General features: G+C 54.7%; 15 protein-coding genes. 12 read left to right on the top strand and 3 right to left on the bottom strand.

Annotation, left to right across the window (positions count from 1 at the left end; genetic code table 11):
* The first annotated feature begins 382 nt into the window (after nucleotides 1-382).
* From yecR to ACLGE8_RS20460, 8 genes are all read left to right on the top strand, one after another.
* A complete protein-coding gene (yecR, locus tag ACLGE8_RS20425) occupies nucleotides 383-610 on the top strand; it encodes a YecR family lipoprotein (protein WP_411000900.1) in 228 nt (75 codons plus the stop codon).
* 669 nt (nucleotides 611-1,279) lie between these two features.
* Nucleotides 1,280-1,648, top strand: a complete 369-nt coding sequence (gene sufA, locus ACLGE8_RS20430; protein ID WP_333494896.1) for a Fe-S cluster assembly scaffold SufA — start codon at nucleotides 1,280-1,282, stop codon at nucleotides 1,646-1,648.
* Nucleotides 1,649-1,658: 10 nt separating this feature from the next.
* Nucleotides 1,659-3,146: a Fe-S cluster assembly protein SufB gene (gene sufB / locus ACLGE8_RS20435; RefSeq protein ID WP_411000787.1), complete on the top strand. Its 1,488-nt coding sequence runs from the start codon at nucleotides 1,659-1,661 to the stop codon at nucleotides 3,144-3,146.
* 17 nt (nucleotides 3,147-3,163) lie between these two features.
* Complete coding sequence (sufC, locus tag ACLGE8_RS20440) at nucleotides 3,164-3,910, top strand: Fe-S cluster assembly ATPase SufC (RefSeq protein ID WP_411000789.1); 747 nt, start codon at nucleotides 3,164-3,166, stop codon at nucleotides 3,908-3,910.
* On the top strand, nucleotides 3,885-5,159 hold the full coding sequence (sufD, locus tag ACLGE8_RS20445; RefSeq protein WP_411000791.1) for a Fe-S cluster assembly protein SufD: 1,275 nt from the start codon (nucleotides 3,885-3,887) through the stop codon (nucleotides 5,157-5,159). The genes sufC and sufD overlap by 26 nt, the downstream gene beginning before the upstream one ends.
* The gene (gene sufS / locus ACLGE8_RS20450) at nucleotides 5,156-6,376 is read left to right on the top strand and encodes a cysteine desulfurase SufS (protein ID WP_411000793.1); all 1,221 of its coding nucleotides are present in this window, start codon (nucleotides 5,156-5,158) and stop codon (nucleotides 6,374-6,376) included. The genes sufD and sufS overlap by 4 nt, the downstream gene beginning before the upstream one ends.
* 12 nt (nucleotides 6,377-6,388) lie before the next feature.
* Nucleotides 6,389-6,805: a cysteine desulfuration protein SufE gene (gene sufE / locus ACLGE8_RS20455; protein ID WP_411000795.1), complete on the top strand. Its 417-nt coding sequence runs from the start codon at nucleotides 6,389-6,391 to the stop codon at nucleotides 6,803-6,805.
* A 109-nt stretch (nucleotides 6,806-6,914) separates the two neighbouring features.
* Nucleotides 6,915-7,931 (top strand): L,D-transpeptidase family protein, encoded by a 1,017-nt coding sequence (locus ACLGE8_RS20460; protein ID WP_411000797.1) that lies wholly within the window; start codon nucleotides 6,915-6,917, stop codon nucleotides 7,929-7,931.
* A gap of 65 nt (nucleotides 7,932-7,996) precedes the next feature.
* On the opposite strand, the gene ACLGE8_RS20465 is transcribed toward ACLGE8_RS20460, so the two are convergent.
* Both ACLGE8_RS20465 and pykF read right to left on the bottom strand, forming a co-directional pair.
* Nucleotides 7,997-8,233 carry a major outer membrane lipoprotein gene (locus ACLGE8_RS20465; protein WP_002908860.1) on the bottom strand — a complete coding sequence of 79 codons (237 nt, stop codon included), beginning with the start codon at nucleotides 8,231-8,233 and terminating at the stop codon, nucleotides 7,997-7,999.
* A gap of 311 nt (nucleotides 8,234-8,544) precedes the next feature.
* Nucleotides 8,545-9,957 carry a pyruvate kinase PykF gene (pykF, locus tag ACLGE8_RS20470; RefSeq protein ID WP_185668662.1) on the bottom strand — a complete coding sequence of 471 codons (1,413 nt, stop codon included), beginning with the start codon at nucleotides 9,955-9,957 and terminating at the stop codon, nucleotides 8,545-8,547.
* Nucleotides 9,958-10,421: 464 nt separating this feature from the next.
* On the opposite strand from pykF, the gene fumD reads away from it, so the two are divergent.
* On the top strand, nucleotides 10,422-10,634 hold the full coding sequence (fumD, locus tag ACLGE8_RS20475; RefSeq protein WP_185668663.1) for a fumarate hydratase FumD: 213 nt from the start codon (nucleotides 10,422-10,424) through the stop codon (nucleotides 10,632-10,634).
* A 19-nt stretch (nucleotides 10,635-10,653) separates the two neighbouring features.
* Here the strand turns inward: fumD and ACLGE8_RS20480 are convergent, their stop codons facing one another.
* A complete protein-coding gene (locus tag ACLGE8_RS20480; RefSeq protein ID WP_411000802.1) occupies nucleotides 10,654-11,292 on the bottom strand; it encodes a TetR family transcriptional regulator in 639 nt (212 codons plus the stop codon).
* A 132-nt stretch (nucleotides 11,293-11,424) separates the two neighbouring features.
* Between ACLGE8_RS20480 and ACLGE8_RS20485 the strand changes: the two genes are divergently transcribed.
* The 3 genes from ACLGE8_RS20485 (at nucleotide 11,425) to ACLGE8_RS20495 (ending at nucleotide 15,543) form a co-directional block, all read left to right on the top strand.
* Complete coding sequence (locus ACLGE8_RS20485) at nucleotides 11,425-13,275, top strand: bifunctional sugar phosphate isomerase/epimerase/4-hydroxyphenylpyruvate dioxygenase family protein (RefSeq protein ID WP_411000804.1); 1,851 nt, start codon at nucleotides 11,425-11,427, stop codon at nucleotides 13,273-13,275.
* A gap of 92 nt (nucleotides 13,276-13,367) precedes the next feature.
* Nucleotides 13,368-14,717, top strand: coding sequence for an MFS transporter (locus tag ACLGE8_RS20490; protein WP_220439727.1), 1,350 nt, complete (start codon nucleotides 13,368-13,370; stop codon nucleotides 14,715-14,717).
* On the top strand, nucleotides 14,707-15,543 hold the full coding sequence (locus ACLGE8_RS20495; protein ID WP_411000806.1) for a shikimate dehydrogenase family protein: 837 nt from the start codon (nucleotides 14,707-14,709) through the stop codon (nucleotides 15,541-15,543). Before ACLGE8_RS20490 ends, ACLGE8_RS20495 begins: the two co-directional genes overlap by 11 nt.
* The last annotated feature ends 47 nt before the right edge of the window (nucleotides 15,544-15,590 follow it).

Genomic DNA, 15,590 nt, shown 5'->3' on the forward strand with positions numbered 1-15,590 from the left:
ACGGCCACATCTGGCCCTGAAGTACAAAACGCCCGATGACGTTCATCAGGCGTTTTATCGACAGAAAACTGTCAACCTATATCAGGACTAGTCAAGGCTCCCGGAACCCCATCAGGTACTTTGTCGTTAAGCATTCGGAGAGCCAGAACCTCCGCCAGGTACAACGTCAACCGAGCGTCCGGTGCGCGGTAAAGGGCGCATTGAGATAAGAGCCTGCCATTACAAAGCTCGTCTGCGCGTGGGCTTGATAAGGGTCATGGTCCTGCAAGCCAGAATGCTCCAGAATTTCTAAACTAACTCTGGGGGAAATATGCGTCTTATTTGGATTGTGCCAGTACTGGCTCTGGCAGGGTGCGCATCGGTTAAGCCGGTTGCGTTCCATATGGTTGGTGGCTCAAAAGCCGATGGTTACGTCACACTTGAAAGTGACATTTATAACTACTATACAACCACACCTGACATTAACAGCCCGCAGGTCCTATCTGTTGCAGCTAAACGATGCGCTATGTGGGGGTTCCATGGGCAGCCAGACCCTGTTGGGGATCATAAGGAAGTCGATATTCCTTTCCAGGGAATGAAATGGGTACAGAGTTACCAATGCTCTGAATAACATAACCGCCTCCGGGCGGTTTTTTATTGCCATCACCATGGGCGGATCCATCGTAATGGCGTAAAAAAGAGCCTAAATCATCGCCCTTGTGTCAACTGGCCTGATGAGTGATGAGGACAAACAAAAGCTGATTGCTTGGCGGCTTTAAGTGAAGGTTCTGGATGCGACGCCGGAGATTGAGTGGCCGCTGGTGCCTACGGTGTGATGGGGTTGTCGATCGGACGGCACTATGAAACTGCATACAAACAACTTCCACCTGAATCAGAAGGGGGCAGATTGGGGGCAGAATGCATGCTGGGGAAAGTTTGGGAGCATCAAAAAGGCCGCATATGTCCCTATATGTCCATACGGCACTTTTTCTAACCCCCTGATTATCTTCTAAGTGCTTGATTCACTGAACTCCTCAAAACCGATTAAATAAATAGGCATTGGCTATACATCTTTAGCACATCTCGCCAATTCACCTATCATCATCGATAAGGCCATTATTTTTCAAAACATTGTAAAAATAAATCTATCTCAATCGGCGCTTGTCGCAGGGTCTATGCTTATAAAAAGGCATGAATAAAGGGAAAACGGGGAATACCCCCACGCGGTGCGGGTTGAAGTGATAATCATTATCACTAACATAGCGTTATCCCTTTGTGGCTCCACTGATGAGGTAGACCTATGGATTTGCATTCAGGAACTTTCGATCCCAGCGATGTGACCTGGCGCGGCGTGACGCTCACTCCGCCCGCGGCGGCGCATATACGGGAGTTGGTCAAACAACAGCCCGGTATTCAGGGCGTGCGGCTTGGGGTGAAACAGACCGGCTGCGCGGGCTTTGGCTATGTGCTGGACGCGGTGAGTGAACCGAATAAAGACGATCTGCTGTTTGAAGCCGACGGCGCGAAGCTGTGGGTACCTTTAAGCGCGATGCCGTTTATTGACGGCACGGAAGTGGATTACGTGCGGGAAGGATTGAACCAGCTGTTTAAATATCATAACCCGAAAGCGCAGAACGAATGTGGCTGCGGCGAAAGCTTCGGGGTATAGGCGGTACATAATGACGCGCAATACTGATGCAAGTGACGATGTCCAGACCTGGGCCGGCGGCCCGCTGAACTATAAAGAAGGGTTTTTTACCCAACTACAGACCGACGAACTGGCGAAAGGGATCAACGAAGAGGTGGTGCGGGCTATTTCAGCCCGCCGTAATGAGCCCGAGTGGATGCTGGAATTTCGCCTGAAGGCTTATCACGCCTGGACCCAGATGCAGGAGCCGCACTGGCTTAAGGCCCACTACGCCTCGCTGAACTATCAGGACTACAGCTATTACTCTGCGCCGTCATGCGGTAACTGCGATGATACCTGTGCTTCTGAACCGGGCGCGCAGCAGCAAACCGGGGCCAGTAGCTTTTTGACCGATGAAGTTGAAGCGGCCTTTAACCAGCTCGGCGTACCGGTGCGCGAAGGCAAAGAGGTGGCGGTGGATGCCATTTTTGACTCCGTTTCGGTCGCAACTACCTATCGCGAAAAACTGGGCGAGCAGGGGATCATTTTCTGCTCCTTTGGTGAAGCGATCCACGATCACCCTGAACTGGTCCAGCGCTACCTGGGCACCGTCGTGCCGGAAAACGATAACTTCTTCGCCGCGCTAAATGCGGCGGTGGCCTCGGACGGCACCTTTATCTATATCCCGAAAGGGGTGCGCTGCCCGATGGAACTATCGACCTATTTTCGTATTAACGCCGAGAAAACCGGCCAGTTTGAACGCACCATCCTGATTGCCGATGAAGGTAGCTACGTCAGCTATATCGAAGGCTGTTCCGCCCCAGTGCGCGACAGCTATCAGCTGCACGCGGCGGTCGTTGAGGTGATCATCCATAAAGACGCGGAGGTGAAATACTCCACCGTCCAGAACTGGTTCCCCGGTGACAACAACAGCGGTGGGATCCTCAATTTCGTTACCAAGCGTGCGCTGTGCGAAGGGGAAAATAGCAAGATGTCCTGGACGCAGTCGGAAACCGGCTCGGCCATCACCTGGAAATACCCGAGCTGTATCTTGCGCGGCGATAACTCGGTTGGTGAGTTCTTCTCAGTGGCGTTGACCAGCGGCCATCAGCAGGCTGACACCGGCACTAAGATGATCCACATCGGCAAAAACACCCGATCGACGATTATTTCGAAGGGGATTTCTGCGGGTCACAGTCAGAACAGCTATCGCGGGCTGGTGAAAATCATGCCAACAGCGACCAACGCGCGTAACTACACCCAGTGCGACTCAATGCTAATTGGCCCCGACTGCGGCGCGCATACCTTCCCGTACGTCGAGTGTCGCAACAACAGCGCGCAGCTGGAACATGAAGCCACAACCTCACGAATTGGTGAAGATCAGCTGTTTTACTGCCTGCAGCGCGGCATCAGCGAAGATGACGCTATCTCGATGATAGTGAATGGTTTTTGTAAGGATGTTTTCTCAGAGCTGCCGCTGGAATTCGCCGTGGAAGCGCAAAAACTGCTGGCTATCAGCCTCGAACACAGCGTCGGTTAAGGATTAAGGGAAACGGTATGTTGAACATCAACGAATTAGAAGTCTCGGTTGACGATAAAGCGATCCTGCGCGGCGTTAACCTGAACGTGCGTCCAGGTGAGGTGCACGCCATTATGGGGCCAAATGGCTCAGGGAAAAGTACGCTCTCCGCAACGCTGGCGGGGCGTGAAGATTACACTGTTACCGGCGGTTCGGTAACATTTAAGGGCAACGACCTGCTGGCGTTGTCTCCGGAAGAGCGGGCCGGAGAGGGCATCTTTATGGCCTTCCAGTATCCGGTCGAGATCCCAGGGGTCAGCAACCAGTTTTTCCTGCAAACTGCGCTGAACTCGGTGCGCGCGCATCGTGGGCAGGAGCCGCTGGATCGTTTTGACTTCCAGGATCTGATGGAAGAGAAAATCGATCTACTGAAGATGCCAACGGATCTCCTGACCCGCTCGGTTAACGTTGGATTCTCCGGCGGCGAGAAAAAGCGCAACGATATTCTACAGATGGCGGTACTGGAGCCGGAGCTTTGCATTCTCGATGAAACGGACTCCGGGCTGGATATTGATGCCCTCAAAATCGTTGCCGACGGCGTGAACTCGCTGCGTGACGGCAAGCGGGCGTTTATCATCGTCACCCACTACCAGCGTATTCTGGATTACATCAAGCCGGATGTGGTGCATGTGCTTTATCAGGGGCGCATTGTGAAATCCGGCGACTTCCGTCTGGTGAAACAACTGGAGGAGCAGGGCTATGGCTGGCTTAGCGAACAACAGTAGCGCGCTGCAGCAGTGGCATGCGCTGTTCCAGTCGCGGGGCGGCAACGTGTCGCCTCAGGCGCAGCAGCACCTCCAGCAGGTAGAAAAGCTGGGTCTGCCAACGCGCAAAGATGAAGACTGGAAGTACACCTCGCTGGATAAACTGCTCGCCAGCACTTTCGTCGCTCCGGCGCTGCCGGCGCTGACCGCCGCTGATCGCGATGCGCACGCAGTGGAGCTGGATGCTTACCGGCTGGTGTTTGTTGACGGGCAGTTCGATGCTCGACTGAGCGACGATTTATCGGCGAGCGGCTTTGAGGTGACGGTGGATAACCAGCGTCAGTCGCTGCCGGAGGCCGTGCACGGTGAAGTATTCCTCCATCTGACCGAAGGGCTGGCAACCAGCGTGACCCATATTGCGGTGGCTCGTCATCAGCATCCGGCAAAACCGCTGTTGCTACTGCACATTACCCGTGGCCTTGATGCTGATGAGATGAACACCGCACACTATCGCCACCACCTGCGGCTGGCGGAAGGGGCACAGGCGACGGTGATTGAGCAGTACGTTAGCCTGAATGCAGCGCGCCATTTTACCGGTGCGAGGTTGACCGCAGAAGTGGCAGACAACGCGCAACTTCAACATTTTAAACTGAACGGTGAGAATGCCCTGAGCTATCACTTCGCCCACAACGATCTGCGATTAGGGCGCGATGCCTCGGCCTTCAGTCACAACTTCCTGCTGGGCGCGGCGGTCACCCGTCACCACACCAGCACACAGCTGAATGGCGAGAACAGCACCCTGCGGGTTAACAGTCTGTCGATGCCGGTGGGCAACGAAGTGTGCGATACCCGTACCTGGCTTGAACATAATCAGGGTTACTGCAACAGCCGCCAGCTGCATAAAACTATCGTTAACGATAAGGGCCGGGCGGTGTTTAACGGCGTGATTACCGTGGCACCGCACGCGATTAAAACCGACGGGCAGATGACCAACAACAACCTGCTACTTGGCCGGCTGGCGGAAGTGGATACCAAGCCGCAGCTGGAAATCTACGCCGATGACGTGAAGTGCAGCCACGGTGCCACCGTGGGTCGTATCGACGATGAGCAGCTCTTTTACTTACGCTCACGCGGGATAGCGCAGGAGGAGGCGAAGAAAATCATCCTCTATGCGTTTGCCGCCGGGCTGACCGATGCCATTGCCCTGGAAGCGCTCAAACAGCACGTTCTGGCGCGTATTGGGCTGCGTCTGGCAGGAGGTAAACAATGACTTTTTCAGTACAACAGGTTCGCGGTGATTTTCCGCTGCTGGCACGTGAGGTTCACGGTCAGCCGCTGGTGTATCTCGACTCGGCCGCCAGCGCGCAAAAACCAGAGCAGGTGATCAACGCCGAAGCGACCTTTTATCGCCACGGCTATGCCGCTGTACACCGGGGGATCCACACGCTCAGCGCCGAAGCTACACAGCGCATGGAAGATGTTCGTCAGAAAGTGGCGCACTTTCTCCATGCCGCCAGCGCTGAAGAGATTGTCTTTGTTCGCGGCACCACCGAAGCGATTAACCTGGTGGCAAATAGCTGGGGAAATAGCAACGTCAAGGCCGGTGACAATATCGTGATCACCGCCATGGAGCATCATGCCAATATCGTACCCTGGCAGATGCTCTGCGCGCGCAGTGGGGCGGAGCTGCGGGTTATCCCACTTACGCCTGACGGCACCCTGCAACTCGATGCTGTAGAGTCATTATTTGACGAACGTACCCGGCTGCTGGCAGTCACCCAGGTCTCTAACGTACTGGGCACGGAGAACCCGCTGCCGGCGCTGATCGCCCTGGCCCATCGCCACGGTGCGAAGGTGCTGGTGGACGGTGCGCAGGCGGTGATGCATCTGCCGGTTGATGTGCAGACGCTGGACTGCGATTTCTATGCGTTCTCCGGCCATAAACTGTATGGCCCAACCGGAATTGGCGCGCTGTATGTCAAAGCGGAGATCCTGCAGGAGATGCCGCCGTGGGAAGGAGGCGGTTCAATGATCGCCACCGTCAGCCTGACTGAAGGCACTACCTGGACCAAAGCGCCGTGGCGTTTTGAAGCGGGTACGCCTAACACCGGCGGCATTATTGGCCTTGGTGCGGCGTTGGACTACGTGAATACGCTGGGGCTGACGGCGATCGATGAATACGAGCAGACGCTGATGCGCTATGCGCTGGACGCGCTGGCGACCGTGCCTGACCTGCACCTTTACGGTCCCGCTGAACGACGTGGGGTGATAGCCTTCAATCTGGGTAAGCATCACGCCTATGACGTGGGCAGTTTTCTTGATAACTACGGCATTGCCGTGCGTACCGGACACCATTGCGCCATGCCGCTGATGGAATTCTATCAGGTACCCGCCATGTGCCGGGCCTCGCTGGCGATGTACAACACCGTAGAAGAGGTCGACAGGCTGGTGGCAGGATTACAGCGTATCAGGCGCTTATTGGGTTAACAGGGAGCAACGATGGCGGCTTTACCGGATAAAGACAAACTGCTGCGCAACTTCACGCGCTGCGCCAACTGGGAAGAGAAGTATCTCTATATCATTGAACTGGGGCAGCGATTAGCGCCATTAAGCGCTGAACAGCACAGCCCGGAGCATATCATCCAGGGCTGCCAAAGCCAGGTGTGGATAGTGATGGGGCGTGATGAACAGGGCAGGATAACTCTGCAGGGCGATAGCGATGCCGCTATTGTTAAAGGCTTGATTGCCGTGGTGTTTATCCTCTACGATGGGATGACCCCCGCCGATGTTCAGGCATTCGATGTTCGCCCCTGGTTTGAACAGCTGGCGCTGGCGCAGCATCTGACACCATCGCGCTCCCAGGGGCTGGAGGCGATGATTCGGGCAATTCGTACGCAAGCAGCAAGTTTTAGCTAATATCAAATAGACAGCTTTCATTCTGTTACGAAAGGCGGGCTTAAGCCCGCCACGCTGGTGGTTCAGCTTTCTGGCACGTTGTCAGTGAATATGAATAAGGAATCCAGATATGAAGCGCGCGTCCCTCTTAACACTCAGCATTTTAGGAGCCCTCAGCGCCATTTCCAGCGCCTGGGCCGTTGACTACCCGTTACCCCCTGCCAACAGTCGTTTAATCGGCCAGAATCAAACCTACACCGTTCAGGACGGTGATAAGAACCTACAGGCTATCGCCCGACGCTTTGATACGGCGGCGATGCTGATCCTCGAAGCCAATAACACCATCGCGCCGGTGCCAAGACCCGGTACCGTTGTGACTATCCCGTCGCAGATGCTGCTGCCGGATGTGCCGCGTGAAGGGATTGTGGTGAACCTGGCTGAACTGCGTCTTTACTACTTCCCGCCGGGAGAGCAGCAGGTGCAGGTCTATCCTATTGGCATAGGTCTGCAAGGGCTGGAAACGCCTGAAATGACGACACGCGTTGGGCAGAAAATCCCGAATCCGACCTGGACGCCAACAGCGGGCATTCGCGCACGATCTCTGGAGCGTGGCGTCACGCTGCCCGCGGTGGTACCCGCAGGGCCTGGTAACCCGCTGGGGCTCTTTGCGCTGCGCCTGGCGTACGGTAACGGCGAATATCTCATTCATGGCACTAACGCCCCGGACAGCGTCGGTCTGCGCGTCAGTTCGGGTTGTATTCGCATGAACGCGCCAGATATCAAAGCGCTGTTTGCTCAGGTTCGCAGTGGAACGCCAGTCAGGGTGATTAACGAACCGGTGAAGTATGCCGTCGAGCCGGATGGCTCTCGTTATCTGGAAGTGCATCGACCGCTGTCGCAGAGCGAAGCACAGGACACGCAAACCATGAAGATGACGTTATCCCCTGGCTTTAAGCAATTCGTCCAGCAGGCGAGCGTAAGCGAAGACCAGGTGAAGAAAACGCTGTCGCGTCGTGCCGGTTATCCGGTGATTATCTCTGCGGGGAAAGGTACGGCTTCTGCGGCTGAACCCGTGCTGTCGGTACAGAACAGTGCGCGGGGAGAAACGGTAGGTGCAGAAACGTCATCCGGGAAGGTGACGCAGTAGAGCCGGGCAAATCACAGACAAAAAAAAATGGCGCACAATGTGCGCCATTTTTATTACCAGAACTCTTACTTACGGTAAGAGTGAGCCTGGTTGTCCAGACGCTGGTTAGCACGAGCTGCGTCGTCTTTAGCAGCCTGAACGTCGGAACGCATTGCGTTCACGTCGTTGCTCAGCTGGTCAACTTTAGCGTTCAGAGTCTGAACGTCAGAAGACAGCTGATCGATTTTAGCATTGCTGGAGCAACCTGCCAGCAGAGTAGAACCCAGGATTACCGCGCCCAGTACCAGTTTAGTACGATTCATTATAAATACCCTCTAGATTGAGTTAATCTCCATGTAGCGTTACAAGTATTACACAAACTTTTTTATATTGAGAATATTTTTTTATCCCTTTTCCCTTATTTTTGATCGTTCGCTCAAAGAACCATCGACTTTGGGATTTTATGGCGAAAAAGTGTGTGAAAACAGAGGACTTCCATCGGATTCATCTTAGATAATCTGAGTTTAAATAGTGACAGCCTATTTGATTTTTTATTGAGCTCAGTTATCGGAGTGTATAAAAAAAGCGCCCAGAGGGCGCTTTTTTAAGCAAACTATAATAAGTATGTAAATTATTACAGTACGTGCACGGATGCAGTGTTGGTGGTTCCGCTTGGAACCAGCGCACCAGAAACCATGACAACAACGTCACCTTTCTGAGCCAGACCGCTTTCCAGAGCCACTTCTTTACCCATACGGTAGAAATCATCGGTAGAGCTGATTTCTTTGACAACCTGAGCGATAACACCTTTGCTCAGCACCAGCTGACGAGCAGTGGTTTCATTGGTGGTCAGCGCCAGAATAGTGGCATCCGGGAAGTATTTACGGATAGCACGTGCAGATTTACCGCCCTGGGTAGCAACCACGATCAGCGGTGCGTCCAGTTTTTCAGCAGTTTCAACGGCGCCACGGCATACGGCTTCAGTGATGCGCAGTTTACGGCTGTCGTTGTTGAAGTCCAGACGGCTGGTCATCACGCGGTCAGTACGTTCGCAGATGGTAGCCATGATGGTTACCGCTTCCAGAGGGTACTTACCTTTAGCGGATTCGCCGGACAGCATGACTGCATCGGTACCGTCGAGGATGGCGTTCGCTACGTCGCCTGCTTCTGCGCGGGTAGGACGTGGGTTTTTGATCATGGAATCCAGCATCTGAGTCGCGGTGATAACGACTTTACGTGCACGGATACATTTTTCGATGATCATCTTCTGCGCGAAGATAACTTCTTCAACTGGGATCTCAACGCCCATATCGCCACGAGCAACCATGATGCCGTCAGACGCTTCGAGGATTTCGTCGAAGTTGTTCAGGCCTTCCTGGTTTTCGATTTTGGAGATGATCTGGATGTTTTCGCCGCCGTGCGCCTTCAGGTGCTCGCGAATTTCAACAACGTCAGAACGTTTACGGATAAAGGACGCAGCAACGAAGTCAACGCCTTGCTCGCAACCGAAGATCAGATCCTGTTTGTCTTTCTCAGCCAGTGCTGGCAGAGCGATAGAAACGCCTGGCAGGTTAACGCCTTTGTTTTCGCCCAGGTCACCGTTGTTCAGTACTTTACAGATAACCTTGTTACCTTCGATAGCGGTTACTTCCATACCGATCAGACCATCGTCTACCAGTACGGTGTTGCCCACAGTCAGGTCAGTAGTGAAGCCTTCGTAAGTCACAGCAACGATTTCGCTGTTACCCACAACGGATTTGTCGGTGGTGAAAGTGAAGGTCTGGCCCGCTTTCAGGGAAACGTCGTTACCGCCTTCCAGCTTGATGGTACGGATTTCTGGACCTTTGGTATCCAGCAGGATAGCTGCTTTCTTACCGGTTTTGCTCAGCACGTTGCGCAGGTTTTTGATGCGCTGACCGTGTTCAGCGTAGTCGCCGTGGGAGAAGTTCAGACGCATGACGTTCATGCCAGCGTCAAGCATTTTGCCTAACATCTCTTCGGATTCAGTTTTCGGCCCGATGGTACAAACAATTTTGGTCTTTTTCATGACAGTCTTAGTCTTTAAGTTGAGATTGAGAAGGATTGGGAATTTGAATTCTCGCTCCATGCGCGCACGGCCACGGAGTCAAACTGGTATTACGAAAGTTGCTATGCCACGCCATAAGGATAGGTGACATAAAAAAAGCGTGCAGAGGAAAGTGTGCTAGAGGTTCAGCATAGTTAAATAGGCGATGTTTTAATCGTTTATTAATGCAGTCCAATGAGCTGAAACCATTCAAGAAAGAAACGCCGCAGATTATACGATGTTATGTTGCAAAAAGAAAATAAAAACACCGTTTCAAAATCAAAATCGCCAATTAACAAAACAAAAACGAATTATATCTAAAAATGTAACAGCGATGATGCGCAACAAACCGCGGAAAGCCGCACGGTGGCTGTTGCTGATTTGCTTTATCCACTAATAGAATCAATAATAATTTGATTATTAATGGAAATTAGCGAGCGTAAACGATGGGAAATCAGGCGAAAGACGACGTTTTATATCAGGAGATGTGCCGCGTGGTCGGCAAGGTAGTGCTGGAAATGCGCGATTTAGGGCAGGAGCCGAAGCATATTGTGATTGCAGGCGTCGTGCGTACGGCGCTGGCGAATAACAAAATCCAGCGCTCAGAGCTGACGCGCGAAGCGATGCAAAAGGTGGTGACTGCGCTTTCAGGGCAGTGATAACGCCTTAAAATAATGATCAGGCGATGACAAAGCGCAGAATCGCTTTGACTGCCAGCTCGCTGTGGTGGGAAATCAGCGCGTCATCATCGATATCCGGAAGCGGGCCATCCAGATAGAGGCTGTTAAAGCTATAAAAGTTGGACACCTGATAAAAGCTGAAGCTGCTGATAAGGCGGTGCACGTCGCGGGCTTCAAGCGCAGGCTGAAAAATGCCCTGCGCCTGCCCGCGATGAAGGATGTGCTCCAGCAGCGAAAGGGCGCTTTTGTTGAGTCGTTTCAGGTCGCCCGACGCCAGAAGCCATTTCCCGCGCTGCATGTTTTCCATACAGATAATCCGCATAAAGTCCGCATGCTCGGCGTGATAACGCACGCTCCATTTCACCAACTGCACCAGCGCCTCTACCGGCGGTTGATTCTCCAGGCCGAGTTGCTGCTCTGTTTCTCGAATTCGCGTATAGACATATTGAAGAACCGCCTGGTACAGCTGCTCTTTGGTTTTGAAGTAGTAAACCACCATGCGTTTAGTGGTCTGCGCCTCCCCGGCAATCTGCTCCATTCTGGCTCCCGCCAGCCCATGTTCAGCAAACACGGCAATGGCCGCGTTGAAAATACGGTTCTTCAGCGATTGGGCTTCGTCTTGAGCAATGGCGGACATAACAACTCCTGTTAACTTTTCCAAGGGAACAAAAAATACACACAATGATCACAATTTAGCAACCAAATATGGCGATAACGAACCAAATGATTCATATTCATCCCACCGTTACCGCATAAGCCTGGTGAAACTATGTTGCGTTCTATTGCTACCGTGTCTATTTCTGGAACCCTGCCCGAAAAGCTGAGCGCAATTGCAGCGGCAGGCTATCAGGGCGTTGAAATCTTCGAAAATGATTTGCTCTATTATACCGGTACGCCTGCGGATGTCCGTAGCATGGCCGACGATCTGGGGCTTAAAATCACCTTATTTCAGCCGTTTCGCGATTTTGAAGGCGGCACCCGTGCGCAGTTTGCCGCCAATCTTGAGCGGGCGAAGCGTAAATTTGCGCTGATGCACGAACTGGGCTGCGACACGCTGTTGCTTTGCAGTAACGTTCAGGCGGACTGCTCTGCTGATATTGACCTCCAGATTGCCGATCTCCGTGCGTTGGCGACGCTCGCCGAGCAGGAAAATATCCGCATTGGCTATGAAGCGCTGGCCTGGGGAACGCACGTCAACCGGTGGTACCAGGCCTGGGAAAGGGTGAAGGCGGTAGATAGCCCGGCGCTGGGTATCGTGCTCGATAGCTTCCATATTCTGTCGCTCGGTGACGATCTCAGCCGCCTGCATGAAGTTCCGGTCGATAAAATTACCTTCCTGCAGCTGGCCGATGCGCCGCTGATGAAAATGGACGTGCTCGAGTGGAGCCGCCATTTCCGCTGCTTCCCCGGCCAGGGAGAACTGCCGCTGGTGGAGTTTACGCGTGAGCTTACGCGTGTAGGCTATCGCGGGCCCTGGTCGCTGGAGATCTTTAACGACGGTTTCCGCGCTTCACCGAATGGTGCAACGGCAAAAGATGGCTACCGCTCTCTGCTGTGGCTGGAAGAGCAGACGTACCGTGCGTTGGGGCACACCGACGCCGGTCTGTTCCAGACCGCGAATTTGCCCACTTATCAGGGTACCGAGTTTATTGAATTTGCCGCCAGCCCCGCTGAGGCGAAAAAACTGAGTGCCATGCTTAGTGGGATGGGCTTTACGCTCGCTGGTACGCACCGTTCAAAGCAGGTGGCGCTGTGGAGCAACGGCGCGGCGCGGGTGATTATCAACTATCAGCCGCACAGCTGGGCCGATCACTTCTATCAGCGTCACGGCGTGTCGCTGTGCGCAATGGCGCTGCGGGTCAGCGAAAGCGCGCCGATTGTGGCGCGGGCAAAAGCCTATGGTTACGCCACCTGGCAGGGCGAGGTGGGGCCGAATGAGAGCGCCATCCCGGCGGTTTGCGCCCCTGACGGCAGCCTTATCTATCTGGTGGAAGGCAATCAGGACATCTATAGCCAGGATTTCAACCTCACCGCAACGGCAAACGCCGGTGTGCTGCTGGGCATTGACCATCTGGCGTTAGGGATGGAAGCCGATAGCCGGGATAACTGGGTGATGTTCTGCCGCGCGGTATTAGGTTTTACGCTCGAACATGAACAGACCATGCCCGACCCATACGGACTGGTGCGCAGCCTGGCGGTGCAAAGCCCGCAGGGTAACATTCGTCTGGCGCTGAATATCTCGCAAAGCCGAGCTACCCAGATTGCGCGTTCCGTTGCCTGCTACCAGGGCGCGGGGCTCCAGCACGCCGCGTTTGCCTGCCGTGACCTGCCGGGATTACTGGATAAGCAACCGCTGGCGGACTCGCTCTCCTTGCCGGTACCGGCAAACTACTATGATGACCTGCTGGCCCGCTTTGGCGACCCGGAGCAAGTTGCCCTTATGCAGCGCCAACAAATTCTCTACGACCGCGATGCCGCGGGCGGTGAGTTTTTACATCGCTACACCTGGCCCTTCAGCGAAGGACGCTTCTTCTTTGAATTAACCGAAAGACGCCACGGCTATACGCAGTATGGCGCGGTCAATGCCGCCGTTCGGCTTTCGGCTATGCAGTACCGTTAGCGCGCGGGAATGAACCACCCGGTACGCTAACGTCACAGGACAGACCATAACAATAAACACTCATCTGCACTCGACAACGACAGGTAACTACTATGAATTCACTCGGCCATAATCGCGTGGCTACCGCTGAGGCGGTTAACGCGGTTCCCCGTACCCGGCGGCGCATCGGCATTCTCGCGCTGCTGGCCGTTGGGACAATGATTAACTATCTCGACCGCACCGTGCTCGGCATTGCCGCTCCGCAACTCACCCAGGAACTGGGTATTGGCGCGGCGGTGATGGGGATCGTCTTCTCTGCCTTTGCCTGGACCTACGCGCTGGCACAGATCCCCGGCGGCATGTTCCTCGACCGCTTTGGCAACAAGGTGACCTACTTTCTGGCGCTGGGGTTCTGGTCACTGTTCACGCTATTCCACGGGTTTGCCGTGGGGCTGAAATCGCTGCTGCTGTGCCGTTTTGGCCTTGGTATCAGCGAAGCACCGTGCTTCCCGGTGAATAGCCGTGTCGTCAGCGCCTGGTTTCCACAGCACGAGCGCGCCAAAGCAACGGCGGTTTACACCGTCGGGGAATATCTCGGCTTAGCCTGCTTTGCGCCGCTGCTGTTCTGGATTATGGACGGTTTTGGTTGGCGCACGCTGTTTATCACCGTCGGTGTGGTCGGCATTCTGTTCGCGCTAGTCTGGTGGCGCCATTACCGTGAGCCGCATGAAGATGTGCGTCTGAGCGAGCAGGAACGCGATTACATCAGCGCGGGCGGCGGTATGACGACCGGGGCCGAGCAGCGCAAAGCCTTTAGCTGGCCGTTAGTGCGCCAGTTGTTGCGCAAGCGTCAGATTGTTGGTGCCAGTATTGGTCAGTTCGCGGGTAACACCGTACTGGTCTTCTTCCTCACCTGGTTCCCTACCTATCTGGCTACTGAACGCCATATGCCGTGGATCAAAGTGGGCTTCTTCGCCATCATGCCGTTCCTGGCGGCAGCGGGCGGTGTGATGTTCGGCGGCTGGGTGTCTGACAAGCTGCTGAAAGCGACCGGAAACGCTAACCTGGGGCGTAAATTACCCATCATTGCCGGGCTGCTGATGGCAAGCTGCATCATTAGCGCCAACTGGCTCACCAGCGATACGGCGGTGATTATGGTGATGTCCTTTGCCTTCTTTGGGCAGGGAATGGTTGGCCTCGGCTGGACCTTAATTTCCGATATGGCGCCAAAAGGGCTAGGCGGCTTGACCGGCGGGCTGTTCAACTTCTGTGCCAACCTGGCGGGGATCCTCACTCCGCTGGTGATTGGCTTTATCGTTGCCGCGTTCGGTAACTTCTTCTACGCGCTGTTCTATATCGGCGGTGCGGCGCTGCTGGGCGTGGTGGCTTATCTTTTCATCCTTGGCGACGTGAAACGCATTGAGCTGGATCTGCCGGAGCAGGAGAGCACTCATGCAAATTAGTGGGCATACGCGGTTAATTGCTCATTTGGGGTACCCGACCGAAAGTTTCAAAGCACCGATGATCTACAACCCCTGGTTTGAAAACCAGGGCGCCGATGTCAAAGTGGTACCGATGGGCGTGAAGCCGGAAGATTATGCGGCGTTGATTCCGTCAATCTTCGCCCTGACCAATATTGCCGGCGCGCTGGTGACTATGCCGCATAAAGTCGCCACCTGCGAACTGGTGACCCGCATGAGCCCCACCGCGCAGATTGCCGGGGCGTGTAATGCGATTCGCCGGGAGGCAGATGGCACGCTCACCGGTGATATGTTTGACGGCGATGGTTTTGTCCGCGGGATCCAACGTAAAGGCTTTCGTACTATTGGTGCACGTGCGCTGGTCACCGGTTGCGGCGGCGTGGGGTCGGCGATTGCCGCCTCGCTTGCTGCCGCGGGCGTCAGCGCGCTAACGCTGTTCGACGCCCGCGAAAGCACAGCGGATGCGCTAGCGGCACGGCTGCAAGCGCACTATCCGCAGTTGCGGCTGACGGTGATGTCTTGCGACCCGGCAGGGCACGATCTGGTGGTGAACGCCACGCCGCTCGGTATGTCGCCCGGTGACCCACTGCCGGTTGATATGTCGCGGGTGGCTCCCGGCACCTTTATCGGTGAAGTGGTGATGAAGCAGGAATACACGCCATTTTTACAAGCTGCGATGGAACGCGGTTGCCCGGTGCAGCGCGGTACCGACATGTTGTTTGAGATGATCCCAGCGTATCTGGATTTCTTCCATTTACCGGTTGCTACACCGGAACAGCTGCAGGCGCTGGCGGATATTCGCTACTAAAGCGCTGGTCAGCAGCGTAATAGCCTGGGTAACATAACGCCTATGTC

The sequence above is a fragment of the Kluyvera sp. 142486 genome (assembly GCF_046569695.1).
Taxonomy (GTDB): Bacteria; Pseudomonadota; Gammaproteobacteria; order Enterobacterales; family Enterobacteriaceae; genus Kluyvera.

Excerpts from the sequence above, each read along its gene's own strand:
- yecR (WP_411000900.1), top strand. The coding sequence starts at position 383 with ATGGTTGGTGGCTCAAAAGCCGATGGTTACGTCACACTTGAAAGTGAC.
- sufA (WP_333494896.1), top strand. The coding sequence starts at position 1,280 with ATGGATTTGCATTCAGGAACTTTCGATCCCAGCGATGTGACCTGGCGC.
- sufB (WP_411000787.1), top strand. The coding sequence starts at position 1,659 with ATGACGCGCAATACTGATGCAAGTGACGATGTCCAGACCTGGGCCGGC.
- sufC (WP_411000789.1), top strand. The coding sequence starts at position 3,164 with ATGTTGAACATCAACGAATTAGAAGTCTCGGTTGACGATAAAGCGATC.
- sufD (WP_411000791.1), top strand. The coding sequence starts at position 3,885 with ATGGCTGGCTTAGCGAACAACAGTAGCGCGCTGCAGCAGTGGCATGCG.
- sufS (WP_411000793.1), top strand. The coding sequence starts at position 5,156 with ATGACTTTTTCAGTACAACAGGTTCGCGGTGATTTTCCGCTGCTGGCA.
- sufE (WP_411000795.1), top strand. The coding sequence starts at position 6,389 with ATGGCGGCTTTACCGGATAAAGACAAACTGCTGCGCAACTTCACGCGC.
- ACLGE8_RS20460 (WP_411000797.1), top strand. The coding sequence starts at position 6,915 with ATGAAGCGCGCGTCCCTCTTAACACTCAGCATTTTAGGAGCCCTCAGC.
- ACLGE8_RS20465 (WP_002908860.1), bottom strand. The coding sequence starts at position 8,233 with ATGAATCGTACTAAACTGGTACTGGGCGCGGTAATCCTGGGTTCTACT.
- pykF (WP_185668662.1), bottom strand. The coding sequence starts at position 9,957 with ATGAAAAAGACCAAAATTGTTTGTACCATCGGGCCGAAAACTGAATCC.
- fumD (WP_185668663.1), top strand. The coding sequence starts at position 10,422 with ATGGGAAATCAGGCGAAAGACGACGTTTTATATCAGGAGATGTGCCGC.
- ACLGE8_RS20480 (WP_411000802.1), bottom strand. The coding sequence starts at position 11,292 with ATGTCCGCCATTGCTCAAGACGAAGCCCAATCGCTGAAGAACCGTATT.
- ACLGE8_RS20485 (WP_411000804.1), top strand. The coding sequence starts at position 11,425 with ATGTTGCGTTCTATTGCTACCGTGTCTATTTCTGGAACCCTGCCCGAA.
- ACLGE8_RS20490 (WP_220439727.1), top strand. The coding sequence starts at position 13,368 with ATGAATTCACTCGGCCATAATCGCGTGGCTACCGCTGAGGCGGTTAAC.
- ACLGE8_RS20495 (WP_411000806.1), top strand. The coding sequence starts at position 14,707 with ATGCAAATTAGTGGGCATACGCGGTTAATTGCTCATTTGGGGTACCCG.